The organism is Pseudoduganella sp. SL102 (assembly GCF_027856995.1).
GTDB classification, from domain to species: Bacteria; Pseudomonadota; Gammaproteobacteria; order Burkholderiales; family Burkholderiaceae_D; genus Rugamonas; species Rugamonas albidiflava.
Window position 1 is genome coordinate 5095326 of the sequence record NZ_CP115554.1, and the last position, 13027, is coordinate 5108352.

Below are 13027 nucleotides of genomic sequence, written 5' to 3' on the forward strand. Positions count from 1 at the left end.
GCCCCGTTACGCCTGGTGTCCGGCGATGCCGCGGGCGAGCAGGCCGATGATCGTTTCGATCCTGTAGGGCTTGGGGGCGAACCGGTAGAGCCGGTCCCGGCCGGCCAGCATGCCCGGCGGCGCGTGGCCCGACGTCAGCACCACGTGCAGATCGGGGAACCGCCTGCGGATTTCGCCGGCCAGCTCGATGCCGCTCATGTCCGGCATGGTGATGTCGGAAAACACGGCGGTGATGGCCGGATCGGTGGCCAGCACCGCCAGCGCCGCGGCGGCCGAGTAGACCACCGTATTGTCGACGGCATGGAACGCCAGCAGCGCTCCGGCAAGCTCGGCAAGGTCCCGTTCGTCATCGATGACCAGCACCTTGAGCGGGCGGGTGCCGGCCCCGCGCGGCAACGGTTGCCGATCGTCGTCGTCCGGCGGCATCACGCGGCCCGGGGCGTGGACTTGCTCTTGCCGCCCGCCCCGGCGCCGGCGCCCCCGAATCCGGCCGGCAGGCGCGGCATGGTCACGATGAAGGTCGTTCCACTGGACGGGTCGGACGTGAGGGTGATCGTGCCACCGTGCGCATGAACGATCTCGCGGGAAATGTACAGGCCGATACCCAGGCTGGTACGTTCCATGTAGTCGCCCTCTTTCCAGTCCGCATTCGCGGCAATGCGGACCATCGGGTCGAAAATGGTCGGCAGCTTTTCCGGCGGAATGGTCTTGCCCTGGTTGTTCACGAAAATCTGGACGTCGTCGTCATTCGTCGCGACGCGGACGGACACGGGAATCTCCGGGTCGCCGTACTGGATCGCATTGCCGATCAGGTTCGACAATACCTGGGCAATACGGCCTTCATCGAAAATGGCGTCGAGTTTCGATGGAGCGTGAAGTTCGACAAGCACCAATACAGCGGCGCGTTAACCCGTATTGCCGGCATCGGGTCGCCTGAAAAGCCGATGCGGAACGATAATGCCGGCTTTTCCCGACAGCGGTTAATTCTCAACCGCGAAATTAACATCGTGAAACCCGTGGATTTCACGACGGGCGAATATGCCGGCACGCCTGGCAAATATGGGGCAACGCCAAAATTGGAGGCCGCAGCGGGCGGCCTGCTCGATCGGGCACTTCCCTGGCAGCATCTCGGGGACCCATCCTGGCAGTGCTCGGCGAACTCGTCCGCCTGCTTCCCTGGCAGGATCCTGAACCGGCCCGGCGGGCGCGTCTTTTCTGAAGTCCGGCGAGTTCCGGCCGCTGCGGTAAAATCGGCCATGGTGCCGATCGCGCCATGTCACCGATCACGCAATGGAAGAGGTAATGGTATGGCCAAGAAAGAAGAACTGGATGAAGAAACGCTGGCGTTCATCCAATGGTGCATCGAAGTAGAGGGTTTCCTGGTGGCCGGTGGCGCCACCGTCGAGCAGGCGCAGGATCATATCGAGGAACAGGTGGAGTGGTTCACCGACCAGTTCTATGACGGGCTGACGCCCGAGGAGGCCGCCAAGGAGGCGCTGGCCTGAAGGAAATCCATGTTGGTATCGAAGTAAGAAGTGCGCACTGATGCCGACTCCGGCAAGAAAAGGACTGCATGTCGGTTGAACTGCGCAGGGAAAATGGTGATGAGTTCGTGCTTTCGACAAGCGCTTGGGGATTTCATCTTTATCTCGCTGCCGAGGCATATGGCTGGGAAATGCCAGGCACCAGCGCGCCGGCGGACTGGAGTTTGGATAACGGCCCGTGGCCAGGCGCTTACGACTGGAATGCCGGGCAAACCGTCGAGAGCGCGGATGCACTCGCGCTCGCAGGTGCGCTGGAGCGCCATCTTGCCGCGGCTGATCGAGACCAGATAGCGAAGGATCTCGCGCGGGAAATGCAGATGGCAATGGAACAGGCGTTGGGCAGCAAATTGCCCGGCGAATGGCTTCCGGGCACCGACGATGAGTTTGTCGCGTCGTTCATTCGCTTCGCGAAGCAGGGCGGCTTCCAGATATATTGACAAGCCGGCGTGATGCGCCGCGCATGCCGATAGCGCCTTCTGTTACGAACCGGACGGCGCTTCGGCGAGCGTGGAACGTCTATTCATGGCACGTCCTTCACCTTCGACACCTTCGGGATCTTCTTCGGATCCAGCTCGATCCACGTGGGCGCATGGTCGCTGGGCTTTTCCCGGCCGCGCACGTCGCGGTCGACCCCGGCCGCCTTCAGGGCCGGCGCCAGCGATGGGCTCAGCAGCAGGTGGTCGATGCGGATGCCGGCATCGCGCCCGAACGCGTTGCGGAAGTAATCCCAGAACGTGTAGATCTTCTCGCCCGGGTACAGGGTGCGCAGCGAGTCGGTCCAGCCCTGCGCCAGCAGGCGCTCGAACGCTTCGCGCGTTTCGGGGCGGAACAGCGCATCGTCGAGCCAGCGCTCCGGCTTGTACACGTCCAGGTCGGTGGGAATCACGTTGAAGTCGCCGGCCATCACCACCGGCGCGCCGGTCGCCAGCAACTGTTCGCCGCTCAGGATCAGCCGCTCCATCCAGCTCAGCTTGTAGTCGAACTTGGGGCCCGGCGCCGGGTTGCCGTTCGGCAGATACAGGCCGGCGATCACGACATCGTTGACCACCGCCTCGATATAGCGGCTTTGCTCGTCCGACGGATCGCCCGCCAGGCCCCGCCCCACCTCCACGGGCTGGGTGCCGCGCGCCAGGATGGCCACGCCGTTCCAGCTTTTCTGGCCATGCCAGATGACGCCGTAGCCGGCCGCCTCGATGGCCGCGGCGGGAAACTTTTCCTGCGGCGCCTTCAACTCCTGCAGGCAGGCCACGTCCGGCTGCGCTTCTTCCAGCCATTGCAGCAGGGCCGGCAGGCGGGCGCCGATGCCGTTGATGTTGAAGGTGGCGATGCGCATGGGAACTCCGTAAGGCAACAATGAGGAGTTGCGATTGTGACAGCATGGCGCGACATTTGCCACACCCCTGCCGCCCGCCGGGCGTTCGTGTAGAGTACGCCTTCCCGCCATATCAGGAGCAAGCATGAGTTCGTCCCACCCCGAGATTTCCGAAGACCCGCACCAGTGGCTGGAAGAGGTCGGCGGCGAGGCGCCGCTGGCATGGGTCCGGCAGCAGAACGACGTGGCGCTGGGCGAACTGGAAGCGCGCTCCCACTACCCGGCCCTGCACGACCGGCTGAAAACCATCTTCAATTCGCACGAGCGGATCCCCTTCGTGCGCCAGCATGGCGAGTACCTGTACAACTTCTGGCGCGATGCCGGCCATGTGCGCGGCATCTGGCGCCGTACCACGCTGGACCGGTACCGCCAGCCGGACCCGCAATGGGAAACCGTGCTGGACCTGGACCGGCTGGCCGCCGAGGAAAACGAGAACTGGGTATGGAGCGGCGTGTCGTCGCTGTACCCGAAGGGCGAACGCTTCCTGCTGTCGCTGTCGCGCGGCGGCGGCGATGCGGTCGTGGTGCGCGAGTGGGACATGCCATCGCGCAGCTTCGTGGCCGATGGCTTCCACTTGCCCGAAGCCAAGACCGATCTCGCGTGGATCGACGCCGATACGCTGTTCGTGGCCACCGATTTCGGGCCGGGCTCGATGACGACGTCCGGCTACGCCCGCATCGTCAAGGAATGGCGGCGCGGCACGCCCTTGTCCGCCGCGCGCACCGTGTACGAGGCGCTGCCGGACGACCTGGGCGTGGGCGCCTGGCGCGACTTCACGCCCGGCCACGAGTTCCAGTTCGTGATGCGGCAGATCGGCTTCTACAGCAGCGAACTGTTCCTGCGCGAGGGCGACCGGCTGACCAAGGTCGCCAAGCCGGACGATGCCAGTGCCTACACGGTGCGCGACCAGCTGGTCATCGAACTGCGCTCGGCATGGAACGTGGCCGGCCGGGAATATCCGCAAGGCGCGCTGCTGGCCACCGACTTCCGCCGCTTCATGGCGGGCGAGCGCCAGTTCGACGTGCTGTTCACGCCGACGCCGAGCACCTCTCTCGATGGCGTGGCGTCGACCCGTTCGGCCCTGCTGCTGAACGTGCTCGACAACGTGAAGAACCGCCTCGTCGAGCTGCGCCACGTGGATGGCCAGTGGCAGCGGCGCGATGTCGATGCGCCCGCCTATGGCACACTGGAAGTGGCGCCGCTGGACGCGATCGCCTCGGATGATTATTTCCTGACCGTCACCGATTTCCTGACGCCGACCACCATGTACCTGGCCCACGCCGGCAGCGACGAACGCACCCCGCTGAAATCGCTGCCCGGATTCTTCGACGCATCGCCTTACGAAGTCCGGCAATTCCAGGCGCCGTCGAAGGATGGCACGCTGGTACCCTACTTCGTCGTGCAGCGCAAGGATGTGAAGGCGGATGGCAGCAATCCCACGGTCCTGTATGGCTACGGCGGCTTCGAGGTATCGCTGAAGCCGTTCTACAGCGGCGTCACCGGTGAAGCGTGGCTCCGGCATGGCGGCGTATACGTGCTGGCCAACATCCGCGGCGGCGGCGAGTTCGGCCCCCGCTGGCACCAGGCGGCGCTGAAGGAACACCGGCAGCGCGCGTTCGACGATTTCATCGCCGTCGCCCAGGACCTCATCCGGCGTGACGTCACCAGCCCGCGCCACCTGGGCATCATGGGCGGCAGCAATGGCGGCCTGCTGGTGGGCGCCGCGCTGACGCAGCGGCCGGACCTGTTCAACGCCGTGGTCTGCCAGGTGCCGCTGCTCGACATGCGCCGCTACAGCAAGCTGCTGGCGGGCGCCTCGTGGATGGGCGAATACGGCGACCCCGACGATCCCGAACAGTGGAAGTTCATCGCCGATTACTCGCCGTACCACAACGTGTTCCCCGACAAGCACTACCCGCGCGTGCTGTTCACCACCTCCACCCGCGACGATCGCGTCCATCCCGGCCATGCCCGCAAGATGGTCGCCAAGATGCGCGAACAGGGGCACGACGTGCTGTACTGGGAAAACACCGAGGGCGGCCATGCCGGCGCCGCCAACAACGACCAGCAGGCGAAGATGTGGGCGCTGACGTATGCGTTCCTGCTGGCGCAGTTGAAGTAGGCGCTGTTCGCAGCGGTCCGGCCCCCCTCTCCTGCCTGCCGGACCACTGCCCCCCTCTCCCGACAACCGTCGCGCTTTTCCTCCGGATCTCGCATCGTCGGCGCGGCCCCTCGCCTTCGCTGCCTGGTCCCGAGGTGCCGTTCCGAACGGAAATCATTGACGCGCCTCAACTGGCGAATTGCGCGAATCGACTTTGCGCTGTCAGCACATAGTTGACCATAAGCATCTTTTCTCGACAAACCGCACATCGGCAAGAACCCGTGGCGTGGGTGCCTGCCTGGAGGATGCGTTATGGAAGCATTGATCGTCATTGGTGACAGGACCAGCCACGGCGGCACGGTCATCAGCTGTTCCAGGACCTGCGACACCCATGGCAAAGGCTGGGGCCGTGTCGGCGACAAGGTAGCCTGCCCGCGCTGCAAGGGCGTCTTTCCGATTTCGGAAGGTGACCGGGCCCTTACCGATCACGGCCGCGCGGTGGCGTATCACGGCTGCCGGGTGGCATGCGGCGCAAGACTGATCGCCAGCCAGAGATCCACATTCACGGACCCGGCCAGGAACGGTGCCGCGTCCGGCGCCAATCCGGCCGCCAGCCTGCGGCCAGGGTTTGGCGAAGTCGATGCCGGTGTGGCGGCCGGATACGAGGATGAGACGGCAGCCGGACCGGCACCGCGCTTCCGTGGCCGCTTCCAGTTGCTCGACGCAGCCACCGGCAAGCCGCTCCCCGGAAAGATGACCCGCGTGCGCACCGCCGATGGCCGGCACGTCACCGCAGCCACGGACGCCGACGGCTGCACCCCGTGGATCGAGCGCCATGCCGCCGAAGAGCTGACGCTGGAACTGGTCGAAGATGGACACCGGGACCAAATGAATGAATATACGAAAATCTCCGGCAACCGGAGCAGAGTCGTACTACTCACACCGACGGAATGCGAGTGTGGCGAATCCGATAGCAGAAAGGCTGGCGCGCCCGCTACAAAACTCGGTGCAGGGGCGGCAATTGCAGCAGCAGCTCGCCTGTTCTATTTATTGCTGGCCAAACGGCCGCCGCCAAGCATTCCCGTACCAGCGCCATAAGCCAGGATCGATAATGAATGAACTACCGTTTGACCCGATTCAATTGATGCGCGAGCATCCCGAAAAAATGCGCGTACCCGGCAATTTGTTCTCATCCGGGGGCGCGGACGACTACGTTGGCGCAGTGCCTGCGATCAGCGGCGTACTTTTTTTCGAAGGCGCCCACGAACCGCTGGTGCGCGAGGCAATCTGCGCATGCTTTGACGAGTATGCCGCACTCGCCGGTGAACACCTGACTTGGCTTTGGCGTGAAGATGCTCCGGCAGGTCCCGCGAGAATTGCCTATCCCAAAGCCAGGCCTCTGCAGGTCCTGATGAAGCAACTCAGTGCGGACCAATTGGTGAGCTTTACATACACAAGCGGCACGAAGGCCGATGATGCCGGTGAGTGGGAATTCCAGGTCCATGGCATACGTGGCTGGAAAGTAAAGATGGGGGGCTGGGGTTTGAGTACGCTGCGCTTCACAATACCGCTGCTCCATGTCGAAGACCACCCTACTGCGTTCCAGGCAATGTTTGTCCAGTTCGCGCGACGGCTGAATGCTGTACATGGATACGGCGGACATGCGCTGGTACTGTCAGCCTCGCAAGCCTACGAGAATCACCCGTTCGAAGCCTATCTGGCGAAGCTTCTTAACGGACTGGACGCTGGAGACCTGATCGCCGCGGGTTCCGATGCCGACAAGGGCATCAAGACTGTTTCCTGGCTGACAGCGGTAGATTACGCTATGGTTGAAAGGGTGGGCGGGATCGATGTGCTGAGGTCCGAACTGCCGATGGACTGGTTCGCGCTGTACGACTATGGCAACGGCATCGTTGTCCAAGCCGGTCCGGCTCCAGAAGCTGCGCCAGTCGATGCAGATGCCAAGCCGGCACGCCTTGCCCTGCCCAATCACCTGTTCAAAAAAGTGCGTGCACCGGAAGTTGGAATGCACACTGGATCAGTCAATGGCGAACCTCGCCTGGTCGGCCGGGCCGCCGAACAATGGCTGGAACGCTTCGATATCGACAGCAGCGAGCTGATGACCTACAAGGCAAAGCTGCTGGACGAACCGAAGCTGACGCCGGACAGCACCCTGCCGGACCGGCTTTGATGCCGCGGGCCCCATCCGGCCCCGCAGCGCGGCTGCATGAAAGCCGCGCCCGCCCCCTATCCTGCAAGCGCCGATAATGCGATAGTGATACAGGTCAGACGCTGCCTGGACCGGTTTCGTGCCGTCCCGGCACACCTGGCCTGGCCTCGATAACCACACCCGTTACACCCACGCCGCCTCGCTGCATGCCGGTCATGGCGACGGCTCGATGCGCAAGGGCGCGTACCACCTGCCATTGCAGGCTGACGAATATGGCCGCCCCACCGTTGACCGGCCCCAAGCAGGCGAGACTCCGATGAACGAGCCATCGCACACCAGCTTCAACCTCGCGGCCGCCGTGTACCGCCATGCCCTCGCAAGTCCCGGCAGCCCGGCCGTGGTATCGGGCGGTCGTGCGCTGAGCTACAGTGAACTGGCGGCGTGTGCGGCGCGCCTGGCGGCCTGCCTGGCCGGCAGCCGCACGTGGCAGCGGTGCGACGGCCAGCCGCCACGGGTGGGGATTCTTGCCTCCCGTGGCGTCGATTCCTGCGTCGCCATCCTCGGCGCGTGCTGGGCGGGCGCCACCTATGTGCCGATCGGCCTGAAACAGCCGGCAGAGCGGATCGCGGCGCTGCTGCGCGACAGCGCATTGGCCGCCCTCGTCACCGATGACGATGGCGCGAAACTGCTCGGCGAGCGCGTGCTGGCGGCCGGCCCGGCGCTGGTGGTCCACGCCGGCCAGGCCCCGCCTGCCGTCCGCGCGGAGGGCGTCGACGTGGTGGCGCTGGCCGCCCTGCCGCCGGAGTTTGAGGGGGAACCGGCGCCGATGTCACCAGCCGACACGGCCTATATCATCTACACCTCGGGAACGACCGGGGTGCCGAAAGGCGTCATGATCAGCGCCGGCGCCGCGCGCCATTACCTCGCCATGATCACGGCGGAACTGGGCCTGCTGGCCGGCGACCGCGCGCTGGAGACCTGCGAGCCAAGTTTCGATTTCTCGGTGCACAACATGTTCTCGACGTGGGAAGCCGGTGCCGCGCTGCATATCCTGCCGGCCAGCACGGTGATGAATGCCGTGAAGTTCATCCGCGACGGCAAGCTGACCGTGTGGAATTCCGTGCCTTCGCTGGCCGGCATGCTGCGCCAGGTGAAGGCGCTGGCACCGGGCAGCCTGGCCACGCTGCGCATCACGGTGTTCGGCGGCGAACAACTGCCCGCCGCTACAGTCACCGCCTGGCGCGAAGCCGCGCCGCACAGCGCCATCGTCAACCTGTACGGTCCCACCGAGGCGACGGTGTTCTGCCTGGCGCAACGGCTCGGCGCGCCATTGCCGGTGACGCCCGGGCGCGACGTGATCGCCATCGGCACGCCGCTGCCCGGCAACGTGGCGGCCATCGTCGACGAAGACGGCCAGCCGCTGCGGGACGATGTTCCCGGTGAGCTGCTGATCGCCGGCCGGCAGCTGGCCGACGGCTATCTCGGCGCGCAGGAACTGACCGCCGCCCGCTTCCCCTTGCTGGATGGCCAGCGCTGGTACCGCACCGGCGACCTGGCGCTGCGCGACGGCATGGGCCGCTTCCACTGCCTGGGCCGCATCGACAACCAGGTCAAGGTGCTGGGCTACCGTGTCGAACTGGAAGAGATCGAAGCCCACCTGCGCAGCGTTTCCGGCGCCGATATCGTCGCGGCGGTGGCCTGGCCGCTGGCCGATGGCATGGCGCGCGGCATCGTCGGGTTTGTCGGCGCGGCGGCCGTCGATGCCGCGGCGATCATCGATGCGCTGCGCACGCGCCTGCCGGCGTACATGCTGCCCGGCCGGGTCATCGCGCTGGCACACATGCCGCTCGGTTCCAGCGGCAAGGTGGACCGGCGCGCGCTGCGCCAATTGCTGGACAGCGCTGGCCCATGACCACGCCCGATGCCCCTGCGGTCGCCGGCGGCAGGACACCCGCCCCATCGCGCTTGCGCAGTTTCCTAGCCATCGATGCACGCGAGCCGCTGATCGCGCGCGCCCAGGCCCCTGCCGGGCAGTTGCTGATCCTGGTGGTGGCCCTGCTGGCGGTCGCGCCGCACCTCGGCACCTGGCCCGCCGCCCTGGCCGTCGGCGCGGCGATGGCCGCTACCGCGCGGCCCGGCTGGCGCACGCCGATCCTGTTCGGCGCCACCTGGACCACGGCCTTCCTGGGCACGGCGCTGGGCGAGAACGATACGCTGGACAGCATCGTGGCCGTGCTGGAAACGGAACGCGGGAGCGGATTGTCGCCGCTGGCGCTGGCCATGGGTTTCCTGGCGCTGCTCTTCCTTGGCGCGATCGGCATCCTGCGCCATGTGGCCCGTGCCCCGCGCTCGCTGATCGCGCGGCGCCCGCTGGCGACGCTGCTGGCGCTGGAGGCGCTGCTGTGCGGCCTGGCCAGCCTCGATGCCGTGCGCGGCACGCCGCGGGTACTGCTGTGGTCCGCGATCGTGGTGCTGACGCCCTACCTGTGGTTCCTGCCGTATGCCATCGTGGACCAGCGCACGCGCGCCCAGGACACCTGGCAGCAGATGGCGTTCCTGCGCCCGTTCTGGAGTCCCGCCTACCTGCCCTTCGGCAAGGGCGCCGCCTTCCTGCGCAAGCACCTGGCCCAGACGCCGCGCGAACTGGCGGTCACCCGGCTGAAGGCGGTCAAGCTGCTGCTGTGGGCCAACCTGCTGATATTCCTGCGCGCGGCGCTGGCCTGGATCTTCGAAGGGCAACTGGGCATTCCCCGCGTGGCCGAAGCAGTCGACGCCCACCTTGCCGGCCAGCCGTTTCCCGTGCTGGCCGGCTGGGCCGCGCTGGTACTCTCGACCGCCAGGTTCTCGCTGCAGATCGCCATCTGGGCCCACCTGTTCATCGGCATCGCGCGGCTGGCCGGCTACCGGCTGCCGCGGGGCTGCTGGCGGCCGCTGGAATCGCGCACGCTGATGGATTATTTCAACCGCTTTCATTACTACTTCAAGGAGCTGCTGGTCGACTTCTTCTTTTTCCCCACCTTTTTCAAGGTATTCCGCGCCCATCCGCGCCTGCGCCTGTTCTTCGCCACTTTCATGGCGGCCGGTGTCGGCAATGCGATCTGGCACTTCACCCGCGACATCGTGCTGGTCGCCACCGACGGTGCGCCGGCCGCCCTGCGGTCCTACGCCAGCTATGCGTTCTACTGCCTGGTGCTGGCGGTCGCCGTCGGCCTGTCGCAGGTGCGCGTCAGCCTGGGCATCCGGCCGTCACCGACGGCCTTCGGGCGGCTATACTCGTTCCTGTTCGTCTGGTCGTTCGTGGTGTGCATGCACCTGTTCAGCGACGGATCGCGCCAGCACACCCTGGGGGAACGCATGGCGTTCCTCGCCAGCCTTTCGGGAGTCCACTGATGGATGCAAGCGCCAAGCAGGACCTGCGTGACATGTTGGGCAAGATGCTCCAGGGGCACGGCGATGCCGGCCCGTTCGCCGATGGCGAATCCCTGTTCGCCAGCGGCCGGCTGGACTCGTTTTCGATGGTGACGCTGGCCATGCACCTGGAAGAGACCTTCGGCCTCGATTTTTCCGATGTCGAGTTCGATGTCAGCCTGGTCGATTCGGTCGACGACATCGAGGCGCTGGTCGACCGGCAGGCGCCCGGCTGAACGGCGTTTCCGGCCCGGCAGGCGATGGCGACGCGCCGTGGTTCCAGGCCGCGCCGGCCAGCCACGTTCCGAATCGTGTGCCACGGCCACACCCTCTACAGTAATCTGCTAGATTGTTTCCTGTTGTTATTGCTTTTTTGCTATATTCCGACACGGGCAGTCGGTGATTCTGCTTGACTCGCGCCCGCACAAGCGTATCTTTTACGGCAACAAAATTACAACCAAGACCTAGATCGGGCGGCGTGCTTGTGCATATTCCCAAAGTCCTCCTCGTAAACGACGAGCCCGCCAGCCCGCTTGCGCTGGAGGGGCTCCTGGCACCGGACGCCGATGCGTGCGGCTATGAACTCGTCACCGCGCGCTCCGGCAACGCGGCGCTGCGCGAAGTGCTGCGCCACGATTTCGCCGTGATCCTGCTCGACGTCGCCATACCGGACATGGACGGCTTCGATACCGCCGCCGCGATCCGCTCGCATCCCCGCTCGGCTGCGGTGCCGGTCATCTTCGTCACCGCCGATGCCGGCGAGGCGCACCGGCTGGACGCCTACGAACGGGGCGCCGCCGATTACCTGTGCGCGCCGCTGGAGCCGCAGGTGGTGCAGGCAAAGGTGCGCACCTTCGTCGAACTGACCCGCAAGCACCTGCAATTGCAGGCGCAGGCCGAGGAATCGCGCCGCATCACCGCCGAGCTGCGCTCGCAGCGGCTGCAGGACCTGGAACTGGCCAACCGGGAGCTGGAACTCGAAGTGGCGGAACGCAAGCAGGCCGAGCAGCGGGCGCACGAACTGTCCACCAGGGATCCGCTGACCGGCCTGGTCAACCGCCGCTCGCTGATCCAGCACCTGGAACACGCGGTGGCATCGTGCGACCGCCGGCGCAGCCAGTTCGCGCTGCTGTTCCTCGATCTCGACCAGTTCAAGCAGGTCAACGACGGTTTCGGCCATGACGTGGGCGACGAACTGCTGCGGCAGGTGGCGGCCCGGCTGTCCGCCGCGGTGCGTGCGTCGGACGTGGTGGCGCGGCTGGGCGGCGACGAATTCGTCGTGCTCATCGAAGGCAAGGCGCCCGGCGAGAACGCGGCGCGGGTGGCGCGCAAGATCGCCAACGCGCATGCGCGGCCGTTCTCGATCGGCGGGCACCGCGTGCACACGTCCACCAGCATCGGCATCGCCGTCTACCCGCAGGATGGCGCCAGCGCGCGGGCACTGATGAAGAACGCCGACCTGGCCATGTACCGCGCCAAGGAAGAACGCGAGCACCCTGGCGGCAGGGCTGGCGGCCAGGGCGGCAAAGGTGACGGCCAGGGCGGCAAAGGTGATAGCCAGGGCGGCAACATCCGCTTCTTCCACGAGGAGATGAACCGGCGCGAGGACGAGCGCGAACAATGGACGGGCGAGCTGCGCCATGCGCTGTCGCACGACCAGCTCGCGCTGGTGTACCAGCCGCAGGTGGACCTGGCCAGCGGCCGCGTGCGCGGCGTGGAAGCGCAATTGGTGTGGCATCATCCGCGCCTGGGCCAGATCGACGCGGCCGCCTTCGTGCCCGCCGTGCAGGACCGCGGCCTGCTGGAGCGCGTGGATTCGTGGGTGATGGGCGCGGTCTGCGCCCAGGCGGCCGCCTGGCGCGGCGGCGCGGAACCACTCTCCACCGCCCGGGTTGCGCTGAATCTCGTCGCGCCGGCGCTGGGGCCGGACCTGCCGGCGCGCCTGCTGGCCGAATTCCGGCGCCACCAGCTGCCGGCCGGCGCCATCGTGCTGGAAATCTCCGAAGCACTGCTGGCCGCGCACCATGCCGCGATCTAACCGCTGTTGCGCCAGCTCCAGGCCGGCGGCGTGCTGCTGGCGCTGGACGACTTCGGCCACGCCGGTACCAGCCTGGCAGCGTGCAAGAAACTGGGGCTGGACATCCTGAAGATCGATCCCGCCTTCGTGCGCAATATCGGCGACGCTTCCGGCGGCACCGACCTGGTGGCCGCCATCGTGCACCTGGCGCGGGCGCTGGCGATGGAAGTGGCCGCCGGCGGCGTCGACCATGCCCACCAGCTGGCCGTGCTGAAGACACTGGGTTGCGACAGCTGGCAGGGCGCGCTATTCTGCGCCCCGCGCAGCCCCGCCGAACTGGCGCAGGCCCTGCCCGGCCTGGTATTGACCGACCTGCCTGAACAACATCTTACTTGAACAACATTCCTGAATACTG

11 protein-coding genes and 1 pseudogene are annotated in these 13027 nt (G+C 66.2%); 9 read left to right on the forward strand and 3 right to left on the reverse strand.

What is annotated here, in order from left to right; genetic code table 11:
• Positions 1-6: 6 nt before the first annotated feature.
• Both OU994_RS21515 and OU994_RS21520 read right to left on the reverse strand, forming a co-directional pair.
• The gene (locus tag OU994_RS21515) at positions 7-426 is read right to left on the reverse strand and encodes a response regulator (protein WP_281611685.1); all 420 of its coding nucleotides are present in this window, start codon (positions 424-426) and stop codon (positions 7-9) included.
• Positions 426-890, reverse strand: coding sequence for a sensor histidine kinase KdpD (locus OU994_RS21520; RefSeq protein ID WP_281607583.1), 465 nt, complete (start codon positions 888-890; stop codon positions 426-428). The genes OU994_RS21515 and OU994_RS21520 overlap by 1 nt, the downstream gene beginning before the upstream one ends.
• A gap of 417 nt (positions 891-1307) precedes the next feature.
• On the opposite strand from OU994_RS21520, the gene OU994_RS21525 reads away from it, so the two are divergent.
• Both OU994_RS21525 and OU994_RS21530 read left to right on the forward strand, forming a co-directional pair.
• Positions 1308-1505, forward strand: coding sequence for a hypothetical protein (locus OU994_RS21525; protein ID WP_131145155.1), 198 nt, complete (start codon positions 1308-1310; stop codon positions 1503-1505).
• Between the two features lie 68 nt (positions 1506-1573).
• Complete coding sequence (locus OU994_RS21530; protein ID WP_281607584.1) at positions 1574-1981, forward strand: hypothetical protein; 408 nt, start codon at positions 1574-1576, stop codon at positions 1979-1981.
• Between the two features lie 83 nt (positions 1982-2064).
• Here OU994_RS21530 and xth read toward each other — a convergent pair whose 3' ends face one another.
• Complete coding sequence (gene xth, locus OU994_RS21535; RefSeq protein WP_281607585.1) at positions 2065-2877, reverse strand: exodeoxyribonuclease III; 813 nt, start codon at positions 2875-2877, stop codon at positions 2065-2067.
• Between the two features lie 124 nt (positions 2878-3001).
• On the opposite strand from xth, the gene OU994_RS21540 reads away from it, so the two are divergent.
• The 7 genes and pseudogenes from OU994_RS21540 (at position 3002) to OU994_RS21570 (ending at position 13008) form a co-directional block, all read left to right on the forward strand.
• Positions 3002-5038, forward strand: a complete 2037-nt coding sequence (locus OU994_RS21540; RefSeq protein ID WP_281607586.1) for a prolyl oligopeptidase family protein — start codon at positions 3002-3004, stop codon at positions 5036-5038.
• A gap of 291 nt (positions 5039-5329) precedes the next feature.
• Positions 5330-6115, forward strand: a complete 786-nt coding sequence (locus tag OU994_RS21545; protein ID WP_281607587.1) for a PAAR domain-containing protein — start codon at positions 5330-5332, stop codon at positions 6113-6115.
• A gap of 13 nt (positions 6116-6128) precedes the next feature.
• Entirely contained in the window at positions 6129-7208 is a 1080-nt protein-coding gene (locus OU994_RS21550) for a type VI immunity family protein (RefSeq protein ID WP_281607588.1), read from the forward strand.
• A gap of 118 nt (positions 7209-7326) precedes the next feature.
• On the forward strand, positions 7327-9099 hold the full coding sequence (locus OU994_RS21555) for an amino acid adenylation domain-containing protein (RefSeq protein WP_281607589.1): 1773 nt from the start codon (positions 7327-7329) through the stop codon (positions 9097-9099).
• Positions 9096-10577: a hypothetical protein gene (locus tag OU994_RS21560; protein ID WP_281607590.1), complete on the forward strand. Its 1482-nt coding sequence runs from the start codon at positions 9096-9098 to the stop codon at positions 10575-10577. Before OU994_RS21555 ends, OU994_RS21560 begins: the two co-directional genes overlap by 4 nt.
• Positions 10577-10831, forward strand: coding sequence for a phosphopantetheine-binding protein (locus tag OU994_RS21565; RefSeq protein WP_281607591.1), 255 nt, complete (start codon positions 10577-10579; stop codon positions 10829-10831). Before OU994_RS21560 ends, OU994_RS21565 begins: the two co-directional genes overlap by 1 nt.
• Positions 10832-11079: 248 nt before the next feature.
• A pseudogene (locus OU994_RS21570) lies at positions 11080-13008 on the forward strand (putative bifunctional diguanylate cyclase/phosphodiesterase).
• The last annotated feature ends 19 nt before the right edge of the window (positions 13009-13027 follow it).